General features: G+C 72.4%; 22 protein-coding genes. 10 read left to right on the forward strand and 12 right to left on the reverse strand.

Annotation, left to right across the window (positions count from 1 at the left end; genetic code table 11):
- Positions 1 to 104: 104 nt before the first annotated feature.
- Positions 105 to 704, reverse strand: coding sequence for an Hcp family type VI secretion system effector (locus tag G569_RS57605; protein ID WP_053226102.1), 600 nt, complete (start codon positions 702 to 704; stop codon positions 105 to 107).
- A 58-nt stretch (positions 705 to 762) separates the two neighbouring features.
- Positions 763 to 3660 carry an AfsR/SARP family transcriptional regulator gene (locus tag G569_RS46975; protein WP_053226103.1) on the reverse strand — a complete coding sequence of 966 codons (2898 nt, stop codon included), beginning with the start codon at positions 3658 to 3660 and terminating at the stop codon, positions 763 to 765.
- A gap of 103 nt (positions 3661 to 3763) precedes the next feature.
- Between G569_RS46975 and G569_RS0109555 the strand changes: the two genes are divergently transcribed.
- Genes G569_RS0109555 through G569_RS0109570 form a run of 4 tightly spaced genes read left to right on the forward strand, consistent with a single transcriptional unit; the run spans position 3764 to position 8156 of the window.
- The gene (locus G569_RS0109555; RefSeq protein WP_028063247.1) at positions 3764 to 4765 is read left to right on the forward strand and encodes an SPFH domain-containing protein; all 1002 of its coding nucleotides are present in this window, start codon (positions 3764 to 3766) and stop codon (positions 4763 to 4765) included.
- Positions 4762 to 5643: an NAD(+)/NADH kinase gene (locus tag G569_RS0109560; protein ID WP_028063248.1), complete on the forward strand. Its 882-nt coding sequence runs from the start codon at positions 4762 to 4764 to the stop codon at positions 5641 to 5643. The genes G569_RS0109555 and G569_RS0109560 overlap by 4 nt, the downstream gene beginning before the upstream one ends.
- Positions 5644 to 5672: 29 nt before the next feature.
- Positions 5673 to 7121, forward strand: coding sequence for a class I adenylate-forming enzyme family protein (locus G569_RS0109565; RefSeq protein ID WP_028063249.1), 1449 nt, complete (start codon positions 5673 to 5675; stop codon positions 7119 to 7121).
- Positions 7122 to 8156 carry a hypothetical protein gene (locus G569_RS0109570; protein ID WP_028063250.1) on the forward strand — a complete coding sequence of 345 codons (1035 nt, stop codon included), beginning with the start codon at positions 7122 to 7124 and terminating at the stop codon, positions 8154 to 8156.
- Here the strand turns inward: G569_RS0109570 and G569_RS0109575 are convergent.
- Positions 8104 to 9384: a leucine-rich repeat domain-containing protein gene (locus G569_RS0109575; RefSeq protein WP_028063251.1), complete on the reverse strand. Its 1281-nt coding sequence runs from the start codon at positions 9382 to 9384 to the stop codon at positions 8104 to 8106. The two genes, G569_RS0109570 and G569_RS0109575, sit on opposite strands and share 53 nt — an antisense overlap.
- Positions 9385 to 9422: 38 nt before the next feature.
- On the opposite strand from G569_RS0109575, the gene G569_RS0109580 reads away from it, so the two are divergent.
- Positions 9423 to 10139, forward strand: a complete 717-nt coding sequence (locus tag G569_RS0109580) for a suppressor of fused domain protein (protein WP_028063252.1) — start codon at positions 9423 to 9425, stop codon at positions 10137 to 10139.
- On the opposite strand, the gene G569_RS46980 is transcribed toward G569_RS0109580, so the two are convergent.
- Together G569_RS46980 and G569_RS63730 are read right to left on the reverse strand one after the other, a co-directional pair.
- A complete protein-coding gene (locus tag G569_RS46980; protein ID WP_053226105.1) occupies positions 10123 to 10902 on the reverse strand; it encodes a S1C family serine protease in 780 nt (259 codons plus the stop codon). The genes G569_RS0109580 and G569_RS46980 overlap by 17 nt on opposite strands.
- Positions 10902 to 11399 carry a hypothetical protein gene (locus G569_RS63730; protein ID WP_169542106.1) on the reverse strand — a complete coding sequence of 166 codons (498 nt, stop codon included), beginning with the start codon at positions 11397 to 11399 and terminating at the stop codon, positions 10902 to 10904. Before G569_RS63730 ends, G569_RS46980 begins: the two co-directional genes overlap by 1 nt.
- A gap of 23 nt (positions 11400 to 11422) precedes the next feature.
- Between G569_RS63730 and G569_RS0109595 the strand changes: the two genes are divergently transcribed.
- Positions 11423 to 11842: a hypothetical protein gene (locus G569_RS0109595; protein WP_157591921.1), complete on the forward strand. Its 420-nt coding sequence runs from the start codon at positions 11423 to 11425 to the stop codon at positions 11840 to 11842.
- Here G569_RS0109595 and G569_RS0109600 read toward each other — a convergent pair.
- On the reverse strand, positions 11828 to 14065 hold the full coding sequence (locus G569_RS0109600; RefSeq protein WP_028063255.1) for a xanthine dehydrogenase family protein molybdopterin-binding subunit: 2238 nt from the start codon (positions 14063 to 14065) through the stop codon (positions 11828 to 11830). The two genes, G569_RS0109595 and G569_RS0109600, sit on opposite strands and share 15 nt — an antisense overlap.
- Entirely contained in the window at positions 14062 to 14511 is a 450-nt protein-coding gene (locus G569_RS0109605) for a (2Fe-2S)-binding protein (RefSeq protein WP_028063256.1), read from the reverse strand. The genes G569_RS0109600 and G569_RS0109605 overlap by 4 nt, the downstream gene beginning before the upstream one ends.
- Before the next feature lie 120 nt (positions 14512 to 14631).
- On the opposite strand from G569_RS0109605, the gene G569_RS0109610 reads away from it, so the two are divergent.
- The 3 genes from G569_RS0109610 to G569_RS0109620 all read left to right on the forward strand — a co-directional run bounded on the left by G569_RS0109610 (position 14632) and on the right by G569_RS0109620 (position 18480).
- Positions 14632 to 15819: an MFS transporter gene (locus G569_RS0109610; protein ID WP_157591922.1), complete on the forward strand. Its 1188-nt coding sequence runs from the start codon at positions 14632 to 14634 to the stop codon at positions 15817 to 15819.
- Positions 15780 to 17207 carry a nitroreductase family protein gene (locus tag G569_RS0109615; protein WP_028063258.1) on the forward strand — a complete coding sequence of 476 codons (1428 nt, stop codon included), beginning with the start codon at positions 15780 to 15782 and terminating at the stop codon, positions 17205 to 17207. Before G569_RS0109610 ends, G569_RS0109615 begins: the two co-directional genes overlap by 40 nt.
- A gap of 76 nt (positions 17208 to 17283) precedes the next feature.
- On the forward strand, positions 17284 to 18480 hold the full coding sequence (locus G569_RS0109620; RefSeq protein WP_028063259.1) for an EAL and HDOD domain-containing protein: 1197 nt from the start codon (positions 17284 to 17286) through the stop codon (positions 18478 to 18480).
- Between the two features lie 84 nt (positions 18481 to 18564).
- On the opposite strand, the gene G569_RS0109625 is transcribed toward G569_RS0109620, so the two are convergent.
- Genes G569_RS0109625 through G569_RS0109635 form a run of 3 tightly spaced genes read right to left on the reverse strand, consistent with a single transcriptional unit; the run spans position 18565 to position 20536 of the window.
- Complete coding sequence (locus tag G569_RS0109625; protein ID WP_028063260.1) at positions 18565 to 18870, reverse strand: hypothetical protein; 306 nt, start codon at positions 18868 to 18870, stop codon at positions 18565 to 18567.
- Positions 18867 to 19199, reverse strand: coding sequence for a hypothetical protein (locus G569_RS0109630; RefSeq protein WP_028063261.1), 333 nt, complete (start codon positions 19197 to 19199; stop codon positions 18867 to 18869). The genes G569_RS0109625 and G569_RS0109630 overlap by 4 nt, the downstream gene beginning before the upstream one ends.
- Positions 19196 to 20536 (reverse strand): hypothetical protein, encoded by a 1341-nt coding sequence (locus G569_RS0109635; RefSeq protein WP_028063262.1) that lies wholly within the window; start codon positions 20534 to 20536, stop codon positions 19196 to 19198. Before G569_RS0109635 ends, G569_RS0109630 begins: the two co-directional genes overlap by 4 nt.
- A gap of 98 nt (positions 20537 to 20634) precedes the next feature.
- On the opposite strand from G569_RS0109635, the gene G569_RS0109640 reads away from it, so the two are divergent.
- The gene (locus G569_RS0109640; protein WP_037495395.1) at positions 20635 to 22113 is read left to right on the forward strand and encodes an MFS transporter; all 1479 of its coding nucleotides are present in this window, start codon (positions 20635 to 20637) and stop codon (positions 22111 to 22113) included.
- Here G569_RS0109640 and G569_RS0109645 read toward each other — a convergent pair.
- Both G569_RS0109645 and G569_RS0109650 read right to left on the reverse strand, forming a co-directional pair.
- The gene (locus G569_RS0109645; RefSeq protein ID WP_028063264.1) at positions 22042 to 22698 is read right to left on the reverse strand and encodes a carbon-nitrogen hydrolase family protein; all 657 of its coding nucleotides are present in this window, start codon (positions 22696 to 22698) and stop codon (positions 22042 to 22044) included. The genes G569_RS0109640 and G569_RS0109645 overlap by 72 nt on opposite strands.
- A complete protein-coding gene (locus tag G569_RS0109650) occupies positions 22683 to 23615 on the reverse strand; it encodes an SDR family NAD(P)-dependent oxidoreductase (RefSeq protein WP_028063265.1) in 933 nt (310 codons plus the stop codon). Before G569_RS0109650 ends, G569_RS0109645 begins: the two co-directional genes overlap by 16 nt.
- Positions 23616 to 23663: the final 48 nt, after the last annotated feature.

Below are 23663 nucleotides of genomic sequence, written 5' to 3' on the forward strand. Positions count from 1 at the left end.
GCAAGTTCGACCCCGCCCGTGCGACAAGTGGTTAACGCCCAACGCCCCCGCCGGCGTTAGCCGGCGGGGGCGTGTGTGCGACCCCGGCCAGAAGGCGGGAAGGCTTACTTGATCGCGCTGCAGGGGCTGGAGAGGTCCGTGAACGGCTTGGCGGCGATCTGGCTCCAGCCGGCGGCCACGGTCGTGGGCGCGGCGTTCAGCGCCTGCCGCTGGTACTGCTGGACGACCGCGCCGAAGCGGAAGGTGACCTTCTCGCCCGCGGCGTCGTCGGTCTCCTGGCCGGACTGCTCCTGCGAGGTGACGTACACGTTCGAGAAGCAGTAGCGCAGGTAGGGCGCCGCGTTGGGGGTCGTGCCGCCGGCCTTGCGGATCGAGAGCTCCATCGCCGGGATCTGCTTCATGGTCGTCATGTTGCCGAACAGGTACGGCGTGGCGGCGTCGACGTTCTTCTCGATCGTCAGCTCGTTGAGCGCGGGCTTGCCGCCCGACATGCCGCCGGTCGCGCCGAGGGTGACCGGAGTCTCGGCGCTCCAGCTGAAGCCGTTGACGTCGACCGCGCCCGTCATGCCGTTGGCGACGGACTCGCCGTTGAAGTCACCGATCTTGAGGAAGTAGTCGCTGGCGGCGAACGCGCTGGGAGCGATGGCGACGGCGGCGGCGACGGAGGCGATCGAGGCGAGGGCGATGCGGCGGGCTCGGTTCATGGACCACATCCGATCAATCGCCCCTGACGCGGGGCAGACCATCCGCTGACGGGGTTCGTCAGCGGGCGAGATCGGCCGGCTGGCCGGAGCGCCGGAAGCGGCCGGGGCGCGCGACGACCACGTCCGGCGGGAGCCGGCGGCCTTCGGCGAACAGGGCGTTGAACGCGTCCTCGCCGAGCTCCTGGCGGGACGGGATCAGCGCGCGCTCGTGGATCGCGACCAGCGACGCCCACGGCGGGGCGCCGATGCGCTCGTGGATCACGTCGGCGGCGCCCGCGAGTCGGGCGGCGTCGACCGGTCGGCCGTCCATCCCGGCCAACGTCGAGAGCCCGGCGAGGGCTTCGGCGACGTTGAACTCGTCGCCCACGTGGCGCGACAGCGCGAGACAGTCGAGGAAGCCGAGCCGCGCGACCTCGGCGCTGCCGCGCGCGAGGTCCAGCCACGCGTTGTCGATCAACGGCTCGACCAGCCGGCGGTCGTCGCCGAGCCGGCGCCGCAGCTCCAGCGCCTCCCCGAGGCGCTGCTCGGACTGCTCGAGGCGGCCGTGGACCATGTCGTAGAAGCCCTGCTCGCCCAGCGCCGCCGCAACACCGTACGGGTCGTCCGCGCGGCGGAAGTTCGCGAGCGCCTCGCCGGCGATCTCGGCCGCGCGCTCCCATTCCTGCGCGCGCTCGTACGCGCCCGCCTGCGCGAGCAGCGCGTCGCCGAGGAGCCCTGGGCGGGCGAGGCCGCGGGCGATCGCCACCGACGCCTCGCACAGCCCCGCCGCGTCCGGCGAGTCGATCAGCACCGCGCGGCGCCCGAGCGCCGCGAGCACGTGCGCGACGAGCGCGGGCTCGCCGAGGTCCTGCGCGACCGTGAGCGCCTGCTCGAGCGGCTCCTCGGCCTCCGCGAACCGCGCCTGCGCGATCGCGAGCTGGCCGTCCCAGTACAGGGCCGCGGCCCGCAACGGGCTCGGTGTGGGATCGAACGCCGCCAGCGACTCGGCGAGCCACCCGCGCACCTCGTGCACCCGCGCGTCCCACGGGAGCGTGCGCGCGAACGACAGCGCGATCCGCAGCGCGCCCTCCGCCTCGCCCGCGACCAGCAGCCGCTCGTACGCGACCCGCAGGTTCCCGCGCTCGCGCGCGAGCCGGGCGAGCCAAGCGCGGCGGTCGCCCTTCGCCGCCGCTTCGGCCGCCTGTTCGGCGTAGCGGAGGAAGTAGGCCGCGTGCCGGGCCTCGAGCGGGGCGCGGTCGGCGACCTGCTCGGCGGCGTACTCGCGCACCGAGTCGAGCAACTCCAGGCGCGGCTCGGCGTCCTCGCCCGACTCGACGACGATCAGCGAGGAGCGATCCAGGATGCCGGCCAGCAGGACCTCGGGCGGCTTCTCGCCCGGTTCGCAGACGGCATGGCAGGCCTCGAGCGAGATCCCGCCCTCGAACACGCTCAGTTGCCCGAGCAGCTGGCGCTGGCCGACCTCGAGCGCCTCCCACGACCAGTCGAGCGTCGCCCGCAGCGAGCGCTGGCGCTCCGGCAGGTCGCGCGGGCCGTACGTGAGCAGCTCGAGGCGCCGTTCGAGCCGCTCGAGCAGCGACGGCAGCGGCAGCAGCCGCGCGCGGTCGGCCGCGAGCTCGATCGCCAGCGGCAGCCCGTCGAGGCGCGCGCAGATCGCGTTGACGACGGTCGGGTCCGGGACCCAGTCGGGGCGCGCCGCGGCGACGCGGGCGGTGAACAGCGCCGCGGCGTTGGAGATCGCCAGCGGCTGCACGCGATAGGTCTGCTCGGCGGTCAGCCGCAGCGGCGCGCGGCTGGTCGCGAGCACGGTCAGGTTCGGCACCGCCGCCAGCAGCTGCGAGATCTGGGCGGCGTCGGCGAGGAAGCGCTCGACGCCGTCGAGGACGAGCAGCGAGCTCGCTCCGCGGGCGGCGCGGGAGAGGCGCTCACCGAGCTCCGCGGGGGTCTCGGCGAGCACGCCGAGGGCGGCCGCGGCCGCGGTGACGAGCAGGCCTTCCGCGCCCGCGAGGTCGGCGTACGCGGCGCCGCCGGGGAAGCGCGCGTCGATCGCGCGTGATGCCTCGAGCGCCAACCTCGTCTTCCCGACGCCGCCGGTCCCCACGAGTGTCAGCAGCCGAACTTCGGGTCGTGCGAGGAGCGCCCCGATCTCGGCCAGCTCGCCCTCGCGGCCGATCGTCGCGTTGGCCGGAACCGGCAGCGGGGCGGTGAGTACGCCCGCGGGTGCCTCGGCGTCGAGCCCGGGGTCGTGGGCGAGGATCATCCGCTCGAGCTTGCGCAGCTCCGGCCCGGGCTCGAGCCCGAGGTCGTCGACCAGGAGCCGCCGGCCTTCGCGCATCACCTCGAGCGCGTCCGCCTGCCGGCCCGCGCGGTAGAGCGCGAGCATCAGTTGCCCGCGCAGGCGCTCACGCAGCGGGTGCTCGGCGACGAGCGCGCGCAGCTCGCCGACCAGGTCGACCGCCTGGCCGCGCGCGAGGTCGGCGGCGATGCGCTCCTCGATCGCCTCCGCCCGCAGCTCCTCGAGCCGGAAGATCTCGGCCTGCGCGAACTCGTCGAAGCGGTGGTCGGCGAGCGCCGGGCCGCGCCACAGCGCGAGCGCCGGGCCCAGCTGCGACGGGTCGCCGCCGCGGGCGCGCTCCAGCAGCGCCTCGAACCGGCGGCTGTCGATCGCCTCGCGCTCGATCTCGAGCGCGTACCCGGTGGTGCGACGGCGGACCGGCAGCGCGTCGCCGATCCTGGCGCGCAGGCGCGAGACCTGCTTCTGCAGCGCCTGGTCGCGGCCGTCCGGCGCCTGGTCGCCCCAGACCGCTTCGACGAGCTCGTCGACCGGGACGGCCTCCGGCGCGCGCAGCACGAGTGCGACGAACAGGCGGCGCTGCTTGGCGCCCTCAAAGTCCACTGGGCCTGTCGGGGCGACGACCTCCAGCGGCCCCAGCAGCCTGACCTCGATCCCGTTGTTCATGACCCCAACAACAGCGACCCTACCCGGCGGGAGAAAAAGTCGCTACGACCAAAACCACGCTATCCTTGTTCAGGTCAAGATGACCAAAAAGGACCGAAGGATCATGGCCGAGATCAAGACCTACCCGCTGTTCCGTCACCTGCGCGCCGAGCCCACGAGCCACGTTCTGGGCTATCGCGGCGGGGCGCTGCGGCGCGAGGGCCCCGGTCAGGCGTTCTGGTTTCGCGCGATCAACACCGCGATCGCGGAGGTGCCGATCGACGACCGCGAGCTGCCGTTCCTGTTCCACGTTCGCAGCGCCGACTTCCAGGAGCTGACCGTCCAGGGCGTGATCACGTTCCGCGTCGTCGACCCGCAGCGCGTCGCCCGCCGCATCGACTTCGCGATCGACCTCGACACCGGGCGCTGGACGCAGACCCCGCTCGAGCAGCTCGCGGGGCTCGTGATGCAGCTCGCGCAGCAGTTCGTGATCGACGAGCTGGTCAAGCGCGAGGTGCGCACGATCCTCGCCGACGGCGTCGCGCCGATCCGCGCCCACATCGCGGCCGGGCTCGCCGCCGAGCCGGCGCTGGCCGACCTCGGCATCGAGGTCGTCGCGGTGCGCGTCGCCGCGGTCGCGCCGACGTCCGAGCTGGAGAAGGCGCTGCAGCAGCCGACCCGCGAGGCGATCCAGCAGTCCGCCGACGAGGCCACCTTCCGCCGTCGCGCTCTCGCGGTCGAGAAGGAGCGCGCGATCGCCGAGAACGAGCTGCAGAACCGGATCGAGCTCGCGCGGCGCGAGGAGGACCTGGTCGCCCGCGAGGGCGCGAACGCGCGCCTGCGTGCCGAGGAGCTGGCCGCGGCCGAGATGGTCCAGGCGCAGGCCGCCGACGAGCGCGGCGCGCTGGTCGCGTCCCGCCAGGCGGCGACGATCGACGAGGTCGAGGGCGCGCGGCTGCGCATCGACGCCGAGCGCGCGCGGCTCGACGCCGAGTTGGGTGCCGACGTGCTGCTCGCCCTGGCGGCGCGCGAGCTGGCCCGCGAGATCGGGCAGGTCGAGCACCTGACGATCACGCCGGACATGCTCACCTCCGCCCTGGCGCGGCTGAATGGCGGCGCAAAGTGACGCTCGTCCCGCGCTGCGTGCTCGTCGAGCGCCCGACGGAGTTCCGCGAGCTGCTCGCGCGTCATGGCACGCGCGAGCAGGCGCGGTTCTTCCTCGCGCAGCGGGGCGTCGCGCTCGGCGACGTGGAGGAGCGCCATCTCCGGTATGAGGAGGTCCGCGCGGGCGTGATCGGGGCGATCCCGCCGGCGTGGCGGACGGCCGCGGTGGGGCGCGACGACCTCGACCGCTTCCTCTTCGCCGCCGACGACATCGTCGTCGTGCTCGGGCAGGACGGGCTGGTGGCCAACGTCGCCAAGTACCTCGACTCCCAGCCGGTGATCGGGCTCAACCCGGAGCCGGAGCGCTTCCCGGGCGTGCTCGTGAACCAGCGGCCCGAGGCGATGGCGGACCTGTGCGCGGACGTCGCCGCGGGCCGGGCAGGCGTGCAGGAACGCACGATGGTCCGGGCCGCGCTCGACGACGGGCAGCAGCTGCGCGCGCTGAACGAGATCTTCCTCGGGCACCGCACGCACCAGTCCGCCCGCTACGAACTGACCGTGGGCGACGTGCACGAGCACCAGTCCTCCTCCGGCCTGATCGTCGCGACCGGGACCGGTGCGACCGGGTGGGCGGCGAGCATCAATCGCTCCGTCGGGCTCGACCTGCCCGTTCCGACCGCGGGGGAGCTGGCGTGGTTCGTGCGCGAGGCGTGGGAGAGCCCGGCGACCGGCGCGACGCTGACCGCGGGCGTGCTCGACGCGGGTGCGGTGCTCACGGTCACGGGTGAGCGCGAGAGCGTCGTGTTCGGCGACGGCATCGAGGACGATCGGCTGACCCTCGGGTGGGGGCAGCGGGTGACGATCGGGGCCGACGAGCGGCGCCTGCGGCTCGTCGTCTGATCAAACGTTAGTTTGCTAACGTCGCCCGTGTGGAGACGTTGGCCGGACTGCTCGCGGCCCATGCGGGCGAGGAGCGCGTGGCGATCTCGTATCCGGACGCGCGGCTGACGTACGCGCAGCTCGACGCCGACGCGCGGCGGGTCGCGGGGGCGTTGCGCGCGAACGGCGTGGGGCCGGGTGCGCGGGTCGGGATCTTCATGCCCAACGCGCTGGACTACATCCGGCTGATCTTCGCCGTGTCGTACGTCGGCGCGCAGCTCGTGCCGATCAACGCGCGCTTCAAGCGCCGCGAGCTCGCGCACGTGATCGCGAACTCGGAGCTGGCGATGCTGTTCACCGCGCCGGCGATTCCCGAGGTCGACTTTCCCGCGATCGTGGCGGACGCCGTCGGCGACCTCGGGACGCGAGTCGTCGTCGCGCCCCTCGACGACTTCACCGCGGAGCCCGTCTCCGAGCCGGTCGGCTCGGCCGACGACGTCGGGCTCGTGCTCTACACGTCGGGCACCGCCGCGTCGCCGAAGGGGTGCGAGCTCACATGGCGGGCGGTGATCAACGCGTGGCGCTCGTACGCCGACGGCATCGGGCTGCAGGCCGACACGCCGCTGTGGGCGCCGTGCCCGCTCTTCCACGTGGGCGGGATCGGGCCGCTGACGTCGGTCGTCCTGCGGGGCTCGACGATGGTCTCGGCGCCGCACTTCGTCGCCGCGGAGGCGCTCGAGCAGATCGTGTCGTCACGCGCCGTGCACCTGTTCCCCGCGTTCCCGGCGTTCACGCTCGGGATACTGCGAACGCCGGCGTACACGCCCGAGCGGCTGTCGCAAGTGCGCACCGTGCTGAACGTCGCGCCGCCCGAGACCCAGGAGCTGATCCAGTCGCTGCTCCCGGCGGGCGCCGTCCTCCTGAACGACTTCGGGATGACCGAGGCCGCGGGGATCGTCACCTTCACGCCGGTGGGCGACTCGGTGGCCGATCGCTGCCGCACCAACGGGCTGCCGTTCGAGGGCGTCGAGCTGCGGATCGAGGACGGCGAGATCCAGTTCCGCGGCGCGAACGCGTTCCGCTCGTACCTCAACGAGCCGGCGGCGACGGCGGCGACGATCATCGAAGGCGGGTGGGTGCGGACCGGGGACACCGGGCGGCTCACCGACAGCGGGCGCCTGGTCTACGTCGGGCGCATCAAGGAGATCCTCAAGGTCGGCGGGGAGAACGTCGCGCCCGCCGAGGTCGAGGCGTGGCTGAGCACGCATCCCGCCGTCGCCGTCGCCCAGATCGTCGGCAAGCCCGACGACAAGTACGGCGAGGTCCCCGTCGCCTTCATCGAGTTGCTGCCGGGCAAGCAGGCGAGCGGCGAGGAGCTGATCGCGTTCTGCCGCGGCCAGCTCGCGAACTTCAAGATCCCGCGCGAGGTCCGGTTCGTCACCGAGTGGCCGATGTCGGCCACCAAGATCCAGAAGTTCCGGCTGCGGGAGCTCGTCTAGATGCGCTACCACGTCTATCTGGAGGGCGAGCCCGGGCTCGACGCGTACCGGCTCTCGCATGACCCACGTGACGGCCTCGCCCCGGTCTTCATCTGCCCGTTCGTGGTGCTGAGCGCTGCCGACGGGACGATGTACAACGCGATGCGGGGCATCCAGGGCCAGAACAAGGGCGCCGCGCACAACTACAACGCGTACCGGCTCAACGGGGTGTTGGACGAGCAGTGCCCGATGCTGTTCCCGTGGGCGGAGGCGCCGGTGTCCGAGCCGTACTGGGTCGCCGAGGACCGCGATGCGGTGTCGTACGTCGGCTCCGCGTTCCGCTTCGACTTCGGCGTCGACCGCTACGGCTGGGAGGACGCGGGCGGGCGCCTGAAGCTGGAGGCGAAGCGGCTCGGTCAGGTGTGCACGTTCTGGATCCCCGAGCAGGAGGGCTACGCGTATCCGCAGATGCTCCGCAGCCATCTCGGCAAGGCGACCGGGACGCTCGACGGGGTCCCCGTCGAGGGCCTGTTCATGCTCGACTACATCTACAGCCGCCCGGACGCGCTGTGGACCGAGATGGGCATGCTCACCAAGCTCCACAACCTCTGGCTCAACTGGCTCGTCGAGTACGAGGACGGCTCGCTCGAGGGCGGCTATGCGTGGCGCGGCCGTCCGGGCACCGGCTTCGCCGCCGCCCACCACTTCGTCGACGGCGCCTCGACGGCGCGCTCGGACGCGGTGCTCACGACCTCACGCACCGAGCGTGGCACGGTCAGCGGCGTGAACCTGCGGCTCGGCGAGTTGTCCGTCGATCTCACGCAGCACGGCTCCTGCGACTGGCCGCTGCACACCTGCGGGACGGTGAGCGCGATCACCCGCGACAAGCCGATCGCCAAGAGCTGGAACTACACCGAGGCCTTCCCGCTGAACTGGTGGGCGGTCGCCGACTACCAAGCCGCCCACAAGGCCCTCTTCGGCCGCTACGCGTCCTTCCAGCGCCTCATGGCCGGCGCGGTGGTGGACGAGGATCAGATGTTGCGGCTCCCGCGCTAGCGATCGCCGCGGCGGCGGCCCGGATGTCGGCCTCGCTCGTCGCGGTGATCCCGAGCATGTCCGGTTCGGAGTCGAACGTCAGCCGGCCGGCGACCTCGGGGTCCAGCAGCGGGCGGACGCGTGCTTCGGCGTCGAAGTTGTCCTCGACGTCGAGCAGCGCCGCCACGTCGCGCAGGATCGACCAGGTCCCGTCCGGAAGCTGCCGGTAGGGCGGCTCGGGGCCGCGGTCGTCGTGGCCGATCCGGGCCTTGAGCTCGGGCATGGACGCGTACCGGCCGGCGAAGCCCGCGAACTGCAGCCGCGGGATGGTGGCGAGCGGCTCGAGGTCGCCGTCGGCGATCGCGGTGTCGATCAGCTCGAGGGTCTCGAGCGCCTGGTGGTCGCGGAGGAACCCGATCGTCGGGATGGAGCCGAGCCGCGTCATCGTCCCCGCCCGGTAGCGCAGGTACCTCAGTGCGGGAAGCGCGTCGAGCGCCGAGGGGTCCTCGAGCTTGCGCGGCCGGTCGATGCGGACCTCGGCCAGGGCCGGCAGGCCGGCCAGCGGCGAGAGCTGCTTCACCGCCGGTGTGTCCAGGAACAGGTACTCGAGCGCGCGCAGGCCCTGGATGCCCTCGAGCGACCTCACCGGCCCGTCCAGCGTGAGCCGCCGCAGCGCGGTCATCCGTGCGAACGCCTTGAGGTTCGGCATCGCGGTCCCCACGAGTTCGAGCCGGAGCTCTTCCAGGCCGGTGAGCTCGCCGAGCCCGCGGATGCCGGTCTTCGCGGCCAGCGCGAGCCAGCGCAGGCTCGTCAGGCGTCCGAGCGGTTCGACGCTCCCGAGGAACGCGGCGCCGACCCGCAGACGCTCCAGGCGCTCGAAACGCTCGAGCGCCTCGAGGCCGCCGAACGCCTGGAAGTCCACCGCGAGGAGCCGGAGCCCGGCCGGAACCGCCTCGACCTCGACCGGCTCCTGCAGCATCAGCGCCTCGAGGTTCGGGAGGTTGCGCAGCGTCTCGGCGTCGGTCCGCACGGCGGTCAGTTCGCGGATGTGCGGAAGTGGGACGCGCGCAACGACGGTGTTGCCCAGGATCGCGGAGCGCACGGACTCCACGCCGGCCAGCGCGTCGAGGTCGGCGATCTCGCGGAACGGCAGCCGCACCTGCTCGACGCCCGGTCGCGCCTCGGCGAGCGGCACCATGTCCGCCGTGTCCCACGGCGGTCCTTTGAGCAGGTCTTCGAACGCGAGCACCGCTCGGACAGAGTAGGCCGCTATAGGATCGCCCAACGATGAGCATCGAGCGATCAAAGGGCGGCAGCCGCATGCTCCGCCACGACACTCCCACGGAAGCCAACCTCGTGACGGGCGACGAGGGGCTGGTGAACGCCGTCAGCGACCACGTGACCAAGCACTTCGGCGAGTTCGAGGTGCTGCACGAGATCGTCTCCACGTACGTGCACGTCGACCTCTTCGTCGTCCCGCCGACCGACACGCGCCCGGTGTACACCGTGGTCACCTGCGGGATGAGTCAGCAGCCCATGCCGGGTGGCGTGTACGCCGAGCTGATGCTCGTCCTCCCGCCGACGTGGCCGAAGCACGGCGACCCGGAGTTCGAGTCCGAGGAGGCCTACTGGCCGTTTCGCCTGCTCAAGACGCTCGCGCGCCTGCCCCACGAGTACGACACCCGCCTGTGGGGAGGGGACACCGTGCCCAACTTCGACCCGCCGCAGCCGTACGCGCCCAACACGAAGCTGTGCGGCGCGCTGATCGGTCCGATGGTGCATCCCGACCACGACGGCGCCGAGACCTTCGAGTACGACGGGCGCGAGATCAGCCTGTTCGCGGTCTGGCCGCTGTACAAGGAGGAGATGCAGGTCAAGCTCGACGACGGCCTCGACCGGCTGCTGGACCTGATCGACGAGGCGCGCCTGCTCGAGATCGTCGAGCCGAACCGGCCGAGCGTCGTGCCGCGGCGCGGCCTGCGCAAGTTCATCCGCAGGGCGTGACGCGTTCCTCGCCGCCCGCCTGCATCAGCGTGCGGACGGACGAGAGCGGGATCGCGTAGGCGACCTTCATGAAGTCCTGGTCGGTGGCGCCCGGCTCGCCGGCGAAGATCACGCCGACCACGCGGCCCTTGGAGTCGAGCAGGGGACCGCCGGAGTTGCCGTGCTTGATGCGGCTGGAGACCTGCATCACCTTGCCGCCGAACGCGACCCCGGACGGGAGCTTGGAGCCGTCGAGGTAGCCGATCACGCGGCCCGGGGAGAGCGTGAGCTCGCCGCCGAGGGGATAGCCGACGGCGGTCACCCGCTGGCCGGGCTTCGGGTCGGCGCCGAGCGTCGCGACCTCGGGCAGCGTGGTACCCACCTTGGTCACGCCGATGTCGACCAGGCGGGCGGTCGAGGACTCGTCGACGTCGGCGTCCAGCGACGTGCCGTCCCAGGTGTTGAGCTCGAGGACCGAGGCGCCCGCGAGGACGTGGCGGTTGGTGATGATCGTGTGGTGGTCGATCGGGAACCCGGAGCCGGTCGCGATCCCCTCGCAGGAGATGTTGCGCACCCGCAGCGTGAGCTTCTCCGCCGCACGGCGCAACGAGTCCTGGGCGAGCTTCTCCGGCGTTCCCTTGAGCGTGTCGCGGGCGACCGGAGCGACGGTCGCGACCGCGGGGAGCGACGCCTGACCCGGTGCGGGGGTCACGCCGATCCCCAGCGCGACGGCGACGCCGGCGACGAGCAGCAGGGCGGCCAGCGCGAAGAGCCCGAGCTTCACTACCCGCCCCCGCTCGCGGACTCGAGCGCGGCGAAGTCCGCCTGCGCCTGTTGGCACGCCTGGCCCACGGTGTCCGCGTTGGCGTCCACCCACTCGAAGTCCTCGGCCGCATACCGATTCAAGAGCTCGGTCAGGCCGGTCGTACAGGTGCGCTGCTCACCCGCGAGCCGCGCGAGCGAGCCCGCCTGCACCTCGAGCGCGCCGCGCACGTCCTCGACCTTGGCCTTCTCGTCGGCGAGCTGCCGCTGACGGCCTTCGAGCGTCTTGACGTCCGCCTCGGAGCGCTTCAACGCGGCCGCGGTCTTGTTCAGCGCCGTCGTGCGCGTGTTCAACTGGTGCGTCCGCGCCGTCAACGTCCGTTGCAGCGTCTCGGCCCGGTCCTGCCAGCGGTCGGCGTGGTCGCGGTTGCGGTGCGAGGCGACCGCGAAGTACAGCCCGGCGCCCGCGAGCACCACGACCACCAGGCCGACCACCCATCCCCACGCGTTCTCGTTCATCGCCTTCATTCATAGTGACGGGCGTGATCGACGACGAGCTGCGAAACGCGCTGGCCGAGTTGGAGGACTACCTCGACGGCGTCGACCCGGAACGGGCCGCCGAGCTGACGCTGCCGTTCGCGGCGCGCTGGGTGCTGCCGGAGCTCGGGTTCGACCTGCCGCGACTCGAGGACGAGGCGGGCACGTTCGTCGAGGCGACGCCGCTGAGCGACCGCATCCTGACGGGCTACAAGGGCCATCTGACCTACTGGATCGAGCAGCGGATGGCGCTCGACGGCGATGCCGCGACCCAGATCCACCGCGCCGAGGCCAAGCTCGCCGAGCGGGCGGAGCGGGTCGAGGCCGAGGGCTTCCCCCGCGTGGCCGCCGGCCTGCGCGCGGCGGCCGGCGACCCGCTGTGGACGGCGCTGGCGGAGCGGATCGCCGAGTCAGTCCTTCAGTAGCCGCCGGATCCGCGCCGGGGTGAACGGCACCTGGCGGATGCGCTTGCCGGTCGCGTCGAAGATCGCGTTGGCGATCGCCGCCGGGCCGTTGGTGATCAGCACCTCGCCCGCGCCCATCACGTCCGCGTCGGGGCGGTCGATGATCCGGAAGTGCAGCTTCGGCATCGCCGTGAACCGCACGACCGGGTAGCTCTCCCAGTCCTCGGAGGTGATCCCGTCCGGACCCCACTTGAGCTCCTCGATCAGCGAGCGGCTGATCGTCTGCATCAGACATCCCTCGGCCTGCGCGCGCATGCCGTCCGGGTTCAGCGCCGGCCCGCAGTCCTGCGCGGACCAGACGTCGTCGACGACGACCTTCCCGGTCTTCGTGTCGACGGTGACGCCGAAGATCGCGGCGTTGTAGCCGTTGTCGCCCTCGTAGACCATCGCCGCGACGCCGCGGCCGGTCTTGAAGCGCCCGGGATCGATCTTCGACGCGGCCACGCCCGGCTTCCACTTCGCCAGCGACGCGGCCGTGTTGATCACGTCGATCATCCGCTGGTCCTTCAGATGCGCGAGCCGGAACTCGATCGGGTCGCGCTTCGCCAGGAACGCGAGCTCGTCGATGAAGGACTCGTTCGCCCACGTGTTCTGGATCCGGTTCGGTGAGCGCAGCGGCCCGGCCATGAACGAATGCTTGCCCGAGTGGCTGCGCAGGCGCTGGCTTCCGATCACGTAGGACGGCCCGGAGTTCGAGTTGTCGACGACGTTGGGCTTGGTCGCGGGCGTGGGAGGCGGCGACTTCGCCAGCGGGTTCTCCGGGAACCCCATCAAGATGCCGCTCGGGAGGTTCGCCGGCGGTCCGGGGCGGCCGCCGCGCGAGGCCGTCCACGCCACGTAGTCCCACGCCACCACGTTCCCGCGAGCGTCAAGCCCGCCGCGCATCTGGTGCAGATAGGGCTGGCCGTAGTTCTCCCACTTGTGCTCGTCCGCGCGCATGTACTGCACGCGCACCGGCTTGCCGACCTGCTGCGAGATCACAGCGGCGTCGAGCGCGACGTTGTCGGCGCCGTTGAGCCCGTAGCACCCGGACCCCTCGACGTAGATCACGTGCACGTTCTCCTTCGGGAAGCCGAGCGCGGTGGCGATCGCGTCGCGCAGCGGGTAGACGCCCTGCGTGGAGGACCACACCGTCGCCGTCTGCCCCTCGACCGACGCGACACCGCACGACGCGCCCATCGAGCCGTGCATCTGGATCGGATAGCGGTAGTTGACCTGGATCTTCTGGACCGCGCCCGCGAGCGCGGCCTCGACGTCCCCGGTGTCGATCAACACGCGGTTGGTCGCCTCGGTCTGGCGCTGGAGGTCGCCGTAGAGGTGCTCGAAGCTCGGCAGCGGCGTCGTCTGCCAGGTCACGCGCAGGTCGGCGGCGGCGTCGATCGCCTGCTCCTCGCGCCGCGCGACGACCGCGACGAAGTTGCCCTTGACCACGGTCGCCAGGTAGCCCCGCGGCTTGGTCTCGAACCCGTCGACCTTGACGAGCGTGGAGTCGAGCGTCGGCGGGCGCACCACCCGCGCGTGGACCATCCCCGGCACGCGCACGTCCTGCGTGTACTGGAACGCGCCCGTGGCCTTGGCCGGCACGTCCCGGCGCGGCACGCTCGTGCCCACGATCTTGTAGTCCTCGAAGCGCTTCGGGACCGCCTTGCCGGTGATCTTGAGGTCGAACCGGCGGTTCCCGATCAGTTGCGCGTAGGACACCTTGCCGTTGACGAGCCCGTCCTTGACGGTCAGCTGGTCGACCGGCACGCCGAGCTGCGCCGAGGCCATCTGCAACAGCGCCAGCCGCGCCTCGGCCGCCGCCTGGCGCAGGCCGCCCTTGGCCGCGTACTGGGTCTTGTTGGACTGGCTCCCGGCGGTGAAGCCCTGGTCGGGCGTGCGCCACGTGTCGGCCTCGACGACCGTGCACTTCTCCAACGCCACGTCGAGCTCGTCGGCGACGAGCTGCAGCGTCGTCGTCAGCACGCCGGTGCCGAGCTCGACCTTCCCGGTGAGGATCGTGACCGTGCCGTCGCCGCCGATCGCCAGCCACGAGTCGATCAGCGTCGGGTCGACGAGCGCGGGGCCGATCTGGGCGGACTGCAGGGCGCCGAACGCCGTCTTCGGCGTCAGCAGGCGGGGGAGCGAGGCGGCGACGAACATCGCGCCGGTGCCGGCGAGGAACTCGCGCCGGGTGGCGGTCATCGCGCGGCCGCCTTGATCGCCGCGACGATCCGGAAGTGGGTCCCGCAGCGGCAGATGTACGGGTTCATCGCTCGCTTGATCTCGTCCTCGGTCGGGTCGGGATGCTTGGCCAGGAACGCGTCGGCGGCGACGATCATCCCGTTCGTGCAGTAGCCGCACTGCGCGGCCTGGTGCTCGATGAACGCCCGTTGGACCTTGCCCGGCTTGGCCTCGGTGCCGAGCCCCTCCAGCGTCGTCACCCGCTTGCCCTCGACCTCGCTGACCGGGGTGACGCACGAGCGTGTCGGCTCGCCGTCCACCTGGACGGTGCACGCGCCGCACTGCGCCAGCCCGCAGCCGAAGCGCGGCCCGCGCAGCTCCAGTTCGTTGCGCAGGACGTACAGCAGCGCGGTGTCGCTCGTGGCCTGGACCACGTGCCGCTTCCCGTTCACGCGAATAGCCGCCATCTTCACCCTCCGATTCAGACCCGGTGCCGGAGTGATTCGCAATCCGGACCGCGGCGGTTCAATTGCGGATGAGAGCCTGACGTTACTGCCGCATTACCGGGTTTGACGACATTCCCCGGTGTGAGAGACGCGCTCGGCTTCTGGCGTACGCATCGCCGCGTGCGGCCGTTCTTCATCGCCCAGGCGCAGGGGGCGATCGGCGACGGCGCGGGCTACGTCGCGCTGCTGCTGCTCGCGTACGACCGGTTCGGCTCCGCGTGGGCGGCGACGGCGCTGATGCTGGCCGACTTCGGCCCCGCGATGCTGCTCGGCCCGGCGCTCGGCGCGCTCGTCGACCGGCACGGCCGGCTGCGCGCCGCGATCGTCTCGGACCTGATCCGCGCGGTCGCGTTCGCGGCACTCCTGTTCGTCGACGGCGCGGTGGGGATGATCGCGCTGGCGCTGTTCGCCGGCCTGGGCACCGCGCTCTTCCGCCCCGCCACCGGCGCGCTGCTGCCGACGCTGACCACACCCGACCGGCTCGGCGCCGCCAACGCGCTCGTGAGCATGCTGCGCGACGGCGGTCAGCTGCTCGGGCCGGCGCTCGCAGCCGGGCTGCTGCTCGTGGCCGGGCCGGAGACCGTGCTCGGCTTCAACGCGGCGACGTTTGTGATCTCGGCGGTGCTGCTGACCCGCGTCCGCGGCCACGTGCGCCCGGTCGCGCGCGCCGAGGCGTCGGAGGCGCCGGGCTGGCGCGTCGTGCTCGGCGACTCCCGCGCACGCGTGCTCGCGATGACCTCGGGGGTGGCGACCCTCGCGGGCGGGACGCTCAACGTCTCAGAGCTCGCGCTCTCCCAGCACGACCTCCAAGCGGGCGGGGCCGGGCTCGCGCTGCTGATCGGCTCGATGGGCGTCGGGCTGGTGGTCGGCTCGGGGCTCGGCGCGGAGTCGCGCGACACGCTCGGCCTGCTGCTCGTCGCCCTCGGCTTCGCCGGCGCCGCGCTGGCGCCGGTGCTGGGGCTCGCGGTCGTCGCGTTCGCCGTGCTCGGCGTCGGCAACGGCATGTTCTTCGTCTCCAACCGCGTCAAGCTCCAGCGCCACGTCGCCGAGCACCTCCACGGCCGCGCCTTCGGGCTGGTCAGCTCGTTCGACTCCTGGGGCGCGTGCGCGGCGGTCGTGCTCGGCGGCGCGCTGGTCGCCACGGCCGGCGCGCGCCCGACGCTCGCGATCGCCGGCGCGGCGATGACGCTGATCGCGCTCGTCAGCCGTCGCGAAGTACTGTCCGCCCAATGGCGCCAGGAGACACCGCTCGGCTCTACCACCGCCTGAGCTCGTACGGGCCGGTGAAGGACTGGCCGCCCACGCCCGCCCGGCACGAGCTGGTGCTGCAGGACTTCGAGTCCAACGACATGGCGAGGTGGCCCCCGCAAGTCAAGACGTACGCGGAGGGGCTGTCGGTCGTCGAGTTGCCGCGCGAGTGGCCGGTGCCGGACGTGCCGGCCACCGCCGTGCTCGCGGCCGGACCGCCGGCGATCGAGCTGACCCTGGCGTCGCTCGCGCGGCTGCTCTTCCTCTCCGCCGGCGTGGTCCGCACGAGCCCGAACCGCCAGAAGCGCACCGTGCTCCTGCGCGCGGCCGGCTCGGCCGGCGGGCGCTTCCCGATGGAGCTCTACGTCTCGGCGCGCGGTCTCCCCGGCGTCCCCGATGGTGTGCACTGGTACGACCCGGTCGGGCATGTGCTGCGGCAGGTCGGTCCGCCCGCGGGCGGGGAGGCGACCACGCTGATCGTCACCGGCATCCCGTGGCGTACCGGCTGGCGCTACGTCGAGCGCGGCTTCCGCCACATCTACTGGGACTCGGGGACGATGCTCGCGCAGACGCTGGCCCTGTATCCGGGACGCCTCTTCACGCGGTTCCCCGACGCGCAGGTCACGCGGCTGGTCGGTGCCGACGGCGTGCAGGAGTTCCCGGTCGCGCTCGTCGCGTTGCAACCGGGCGCGCCGGCGATCCAGCCGGGCGGCGAGGCGGTCGCGGGGACGATCGACCCCGGCGAGATCGAGTTCCCGCTCATCACCGCCGCGCAGCGGGCCGGGGACGGCGACACGCTGGGGGAGCCGTGGCCGCCGGCGCCCGCGGTCGACGCGCCGCCGTCGCGCGACCTCGACGCCGTGATCCTCCAGCGCGGGTCGACGCGGCTGATGGACGCCACGGCGACGCTCCCGCGTGACGCCTACCTGTTCTCGCTCGCCGCCGCGATGCGCGGGATCGACGTGCCGCACTTCATCGCCGTGCACGGGGTCGAGGGCGTCGAGCCGGGGCTCTACCGCTGGCCCGACCTCGACACCCCGCTGCGGCGCGGCAACCTCCGCCACGAGCTGCTCGTGACCTGCTGGGACCAGGACCTCGGCCGCGACGCCGCATACGTCGTGATGGGCGCGATCGACCTCTCCACGCTCGACGACCGCGGCTACCGGGCCGCGCAGCTCGCGGCCGGCATCGTCGAGGGGCGGCTGCACCTCGCGGCGTACGCGCTCGGACACGGCGCGTCGGGGATGACGTTCCTCGACTCAGAGATCGAGCCGCTGCTCGGCGAGCCGCTCGCGGGCCTGCTTTTCACGTGCGTGGGCGTCCCGACGTACCGCAACACGGCGGGCGGCCGGCCGGGCGAACCGGTCTCGGTATCGAACATCACTGCGGGCGAGACGCCAACGTCGTAGGGTCCCGACCCGAAATGTGCTCAGCTTCCCGGCCGGATCGGCCGATGAAGCGGCCATGCAACTGAAAACGCGATTCGTGAGGACAGAAGAGGACATCCCCACCCCGGTCGTCGTCTCCCGACAGCCGATCCTCGATCACCTCGAGCGGATCGTGGCGTTCGAGTTGCTGACCCAGGACGACGCGTCCCGCGAGTCGACCGCGAGCCTGCTGGCGCACGCGTTCGGCGACATCGGCCTGCCGCGCCTCGTGGGCGCGCGCGCCGTGCACGTCAACGTGGGCCGCGATTTCCTGCTCGCCGTCCGGCCGCTGCCGCTCGATCCCGCGCGGGTCGTGCTCGAGGTCGACGCCGCGCAGCCCGCCGACGACGCGCTGCTGCTCGTCCTGCGCGAGGCGCGCGACGGGGGCTTCCGCATCGCCCTCGACGGCTTCCGCGCCGACGCCGGCGCCGACGCGCTGCTCGAGCTCGCCGACACCGTCAAGCTCGACGTCGGCGCGATGGAAGAGGAGGAGATCGAGGCCGCGGTCAACGTGGCGCGCGGGCTCGGCCTGCAGCTGATCGCCGGCGGCGTGCAGAACCGTGAGCAGTACGGGATCTGCCGCGGCCTGGGCTTCGACGCCTTCCAGGGCCAGTACTTCGCCGAGCCGGTCGTCGTCCACGGCGCCGCCGTCCCCACCTACCGCTTCCGCGCGCTGTCGATGCTCGCCGCGGGCGACGCGACGTCGTTCGAACAGCTCGAGCGCGTGATCTCCGAGGACCCGGGCCTCTCGCTGAAGCTGGTCAAGCTCGCGAACTCGGCGTTCTTCGGCGGCCGCCACCGCGCCGGCACGATCCGCCAGGCGCTGATGACGCTCGGCTCGGTCGCCGTGCGCCGCTGGGCGACGATGATGGTGCTCGCCGGTGTCAGCGATCGTCCGAGCCACCTGCTCGAGCTCGGCCTCCTGCGCGCCCGCCTGTGCGAGCTCGTCGCCGCCCGCACGCCCGGCACGGAGACCGACCGCGCGTTCACCGTCGGCCTCTTCTCGGTCGTGGACTCGCTGCTCGGCGTGCGCATGCCGACCCTGCTCGAGGACCTGCCGTTCGACGACCGCACCTCGCGCGCGCTCGGCGAGCACGAGGGTCCCGAAGGTCGCCTGCTCGCGGGGGTGCTCGCCTACGAGGCGGGCGACTTCGACCGGTGCGTCCAGACCGGCGTCAGCCTCGTCGACATCGCCCACGCCTACGGCGAGGCGCTCGACTGGACCGACGGCGCGCTGATCCAGCTCACCGCGTAGAAACCTAAAGGGGTCAGGCCCCTTTAGGTTCACACCGTTGGGGGGCCACCGCGGAGCGGCCTGGACCTAAAGGGGCCTGACCCCTTAAGGAAGCGGCGGGCCGCCCGGCGCGCCTCCGCCGGGCGCCATCAGCGTCAGCGACGGCTGGGCGACGAGCAGCTCGACCTCGGCGCCTGGAACACCCTGCGCGGCCGTCAGCGCCGCGCTCGGGTCCTCGCCCGGCTGGAAGGCGACGACGTCGACCGCGTCGACGGTCCCGCCCGTCGTCGCGTAGGACGCGACCCAGCGCAGGTTCGGCAGCGCGGCGCGGATCGCCGAGACGACCATCGTGTGGACGACCTCGGCGTTGCCGCCGGGCGCCTTGAGCAGGAGGACGTGCAGCTCGTTCATCGCGATCGCTCCCGGAGGATCAATTGGGCGGCGACCATACCGAGCCAGCGGGTGAAGACCTCGCGGTCCGCGTCGTCGCGCGCCGCGGCCAGGCCCGCTTTGACGAGCATCTCGAGCGGTGGGGCGACGAACCCGGTCGCGTTGCCGCTCGCCACCTCGTGCACCTGTGCGGCGGTGACGAACTGGTTGTCGAGCTGGATCGCGGCCGCGGTCGAGCCGATCCCCTGCAGCTCGGGGCGCATGCTCCCGTCCGCGTCGGTGATGCCGTCGGCCAGCAGCGCGCCGAGGTCCAGTGTGCTCAGCTCGGCGTCGGAGTAGCTGTCGCTCATGTCTTGGGCGTCGGCTTGTCGTAGCCCGCGAGGAACGGCCACGACAGCGGCGGCGCCAGCGTGTTGGTCAGGAACGCCTGGCGCCCGACCCAGGTGGTCGTGCCGCTGCCCGGGTCGTTGATCAGGATCTGGTCGCCCTGCGCGCGCAGGCCCATCACGTAGTGCGCGGTGACGTTCGGGCCGCCGCCGATCAGGATCGGCACCTGGATGCCCTGGTTGAGGAAGGCGATGATCGAGTCGACGGCCTTGTCGACCTCGCCGCCCGCCGGGTTGACCGGCGCGAGGGCGTTGACCGCGGTGAAGGCGTAGGTGACGCCGGTGGTCGACGAGATCGAGTTCAGGTCGGACTCCACCCACGCGCCCTGGCCGGCGGTGCCGAGCGGCGTCGGCATCGAGCCGTGGCCGATCAGGATCGCGCCCTGCTCGAGCGTCATCGGCAGGTTCGCCCAGCTCGCGCCGCTGACCGGGCCGGCCGCGGTGAGCGAGAGCGCGTAGATCGGGTCGTTCTGCGCGCGGATCGTCTGGACCGAGGTCGGCCCGCACGCCATCTGCCACTGCTGCTGGATGCCGGCCGCGCTGCCGCCCTGGGCGACGTTCTCGTCGGCGACGTTGAGGTTGGCGAGCAGCCACGCGCGATCCTTGCCGCGGATCGCGCTCGCGAACGTCGCGATGTCGGCGATGCTGCGCTCGGCCGCCAGCGCCTTGCACAGGTACGCCATCTCGACGCCCGAGCCCGAGAAGTACATGAGCTGGCGGAACTGCAGGTACTCGTTCTCGGGGATCTCGTCGATGCGGGCGACCGCGCGGCGGACCTGGCGGTCGTTGATCACGCCGGGCGAGATCTCGCACGTCAGGTTCAGGTTGTCCCAGCGCGTCCAGCGGGGGAGCTCGGCGCCGCGGTCGCGGCAGTCCCACCACACCCGCGCGTGTGTCGCCATCATCGCCGGCAGGCGTTCGCCGAAGGACGCCCAGATGCGTTCCAGCGCGGCCTCGTCGCGCGGCCCGACCCAGAACTGGTCGAGCAGGATCGCGATCAGCTCGAACCGCTGCGGGTCCGAGGCGGGCGTGAAGTCGTCGATCGCCTTGATCGCCCCGATGTCGCGGTCCGCGATCGCCTGCGAGATGCTCGCGTTGGCCTGCGGCGCCTCGGCGGTGCCGGGCTCGCGCGCCAGCGTGGCGCGCACGCTGCGCGCCATCAGCGCCATCGCGGCCTGGTTGCCCATCGTCCGCTGCAGGTCGAGCATCTGCGAGACCGGGGCGGGTGGGGGAGCGGCTTCGCGGCGGCCGTCCTCGCGCTCGACGTCCTCTTCGCGCTTGAGCTTGGTCCGTGTCGTCATGGCGTTGTCTGGAACGTACCGGCGCGGCGCGTGGCGCGCCTAGAGGAAAAGGGGCAGCCTTTCGTAACGCACCGGCGGTTCGTGAGACGGTGTCGAGGATGCGGGCGACGCGGCGGGAGTGGATCGGGTTGGCGGTGATCGCGCTCCCGTGCCTGGTCTACGCGATGGACCTCAACGTGCTCAACCTCGCGCTGCCGGCGATCAGCGCGGACCTCGAGCCGTCCAGCACGCAGCTGCTGTGGATCGTCGACATCTACGGCTTCATGGTCGCGGGCGCGCTGATCACGATGGGTGCGCTGGGCGATCGCGTGGGTGCGCGGCGGATGCTGATGATCGGCGCGTTCGGCTTCGCGGTCACGTCGGTGCTGGCGGCGTTCGCGTGGAGCGCCGGCGCGTTGATCGCGGCGCGGGCGCTGATGGGGCTCGCGGGGGCGACGCTGGCGCCGTCCACGCTGTCGCTGATCCGCGGGATGTTCGACGACCCACGCCAGCGGACGTTCGCCGTCGGCGTGTGGGCGACGAGCTACAGCGTCGGCGCGGCGATCGGGCCGCTGGCGGGCGGCGCCGTGCTCGAGTTCGCGTGGTGGGGCTCGGTCTTCCTGCTCGGCGTACCCGTGATGGTCCTGGCGCTCGCGCTCGGGCCGCGGCTGTTGCCCGAGCACCGCGAGGCGTCAGGCGGGCACGTGGACGTGGCCAGCGCGGCGCTGTCGCTGGCGGCGGTCCTGGCCGTCATCTACGGGCTCAAGCAGCTCGCGGTGGGTGGGTCGCTGCCGGTCGTCTGGGTCATCGTGGGCGCGGTGGCGGGCTGGCTGTTCGTGCGCCGCCAGCACCGGTTGAGCGACCCGCTGATCGATCTCACGCTGTTCCGCGTGCCGGCGTTCAGCGCCGCGCTGGCGGCCAATCTGGTGGCGTTCTTCGTGATCTTCGGGATGGCGCTGTTCACCGCGCAGTACGCGCAGTCGGTGCTCGGCTACACGCCGCTGATCGCCGGGCTGCCGACCGCCAGCGAGGCGCTCGGGTTCGTCGCCGGATCGATGATCACGGCGCGGCTCGCCGCCCGGTTCGCGGCGCCGGTGCTGCTGTGCTGGGGGATGGTCGTGGGCGCGGTCGGGTACGCGATCGTGGCGCTCACGGGCAACTCGCTCCTACCGCTGTTCATCGGGCCGACGTTCGGCGCCGTCGGGCTCGCGGTGGTCATCACGCTGGTCGCCGACCTGGCCGTGAGCGCGGCACCGAAGGAGCGGGCGGGCGGGGCCGCCGCGACGTCCGAGACCAGCTCCGAGCTCGGCGGCGCGCTCGGGCTGGCGCTGTTGGGGTCGATCGGCGTCGCGATCTACCGCGCCGGCGTCCCGGACGGCACGCCCGACACGATCGGCGACGCCGTCCGCGGCCCGTTCGCCGACGTCGCGCGCGACGCGTTCGGCTCGGCGCTGGTCGCGACCTCGCTGGTCAGCGCGGCGGCGCTGCTGGTCACGGCGGGCGCGGCGTTCGCGCTGCTGCGCCGCTTACGTGAGGGTGAAGCGGGCGAAGGCGCCGGGCTGCGCGCCGGCGCGGGCGAGGGCGCGTCCGTCGGCTGAGTAGATCGCGGACTCCGCGGCGGTGGTCGTGAACCCACCGCCGGTCGGCCCGGCGAAGCTCGCGAACGCGACGTACGCATCGCACGCGGTCGCGATGCGGTGCGCCCGTCGCTCCTGCTCCTCGAGCTCGTGGTCGTGGTGCACGAGCCCGGCGACGTACAGGTCCGGCTTCAAGGCGGCAGTGTCGTCGATGTGCTGCTGCACGCCCGTGTCCTTGCAGATCCCCAGCCCGACCCGCCACCCGTCGACGTCGATGGAGGTCGCGCCCGGGCCGGGGGTGAAGCGGGTCGCCTCGTCGCCGCCGAGGAACGACTTGCGGTAGACGACGCTCGCCCCCTCCTCGTCGACCCGCACGGTGGCGATCGAGCCATCCACGGGCGCTCCGACGAGCGCGATGCTCCCGGTCTCGGCGCAGGCGTCGACGATCGCGCTCAGGTCCTCCGGCGCATCGGCATCGAGCTCGTAGCCGGTGACCGACAGCTCGGGGAAGACGACCAGTCGAGCCTTGGCTTCGCGGATCGCGGCCGCGTGCGCCTCGACGGTCGGCGCGGGTTGGGCGACGGCGACGGTCAGCGGCTCTCGCACCCCACCAACCTAGACGACAGGTCCCAGAGACGCTCGGCGTTGGCCGGGTCGAGCGCATAGGCGGCGACGCCCCGCCCGCCCTGGGTCGTGACCGGCGCGTCGACCACCGCAGCCTCGTTTGCGTCCTCGAAGTAGTGGCCGCCGTCGAGGCCCGGCCACGTCGCCGCCATCACCGAGGTCGCGGCGCCCTGCTGGAGCGTCTTGTAGCGGTAGGCGCCGGACGTGCGAAGGTGCTCGAGCACCGCCGGGTCCATGTGGCGGGACAGGTTGGACTCGAGGATCGCGCCCGGGTGCACGGCGTTGGCGGTGACGCCGTCCCAGCGCCGGTTCGCCTCGACCGCGAACAGGACGTTGGCCGTCTTGGACTGGCCGTAGGCGGCGACCGGGTCATATGGGCGGCGCTCGAAGTGGGGGTCGTCGAAGTCGACCGGCGCGCGCAGGTGGCCGACCGAGCTGAGCGAGACGATCCGGGCGTCCCCGGCCGCGACGAGCGCGTCGTGCAGGCCGACCGCGAGCGCGAAGTGGCCGAGGTGGTTGACGGCGAACTGCAGCTCGGCGCCCTCGGGCGAGCGCTGCAGCGTCTGCAGCGCCATGACGCCGGCGTTGTTGATCAGCAGGTGCAGCGGGCCGTCCCACGCGGCGGCGAACGCGCGCACCGACCGCAAGTCGGCGAGGTCGAGCCGGCCGACCTGCACGCCATGGCCGATGCCGGCCGCGACGCGCTCGCCGGCGGCGGTGTCGCGGACGGCGAGGGTGACGTCGGCGCCGGCCTCGGCCAGTGCGCGGGCGGTCTCGATGCCGATCCCCGACGATCCGCCGGTGACGATCGCGCGCTTGCCGGTCAGGTCGATCCCGGCGACGACCTCCGCGGCGGTCGAGTCGAAGCCGAATGGGGTCGTGATCAGTGTTGATGCCATAGTGATGCTCCTGAACTGGAACTCGATTCCGGTTCCAGTATAAACGGA

This window comes from Solirubrobacter soli DSM 22325 (assembly GCF_000423665.1).
Lineage (GTDB): Bacteria > Actinomycetota > Thermoleophilia > Solirubrobacterales > Solirubrobacteraceae > Solirubrobacter > Solirubrobacter soli.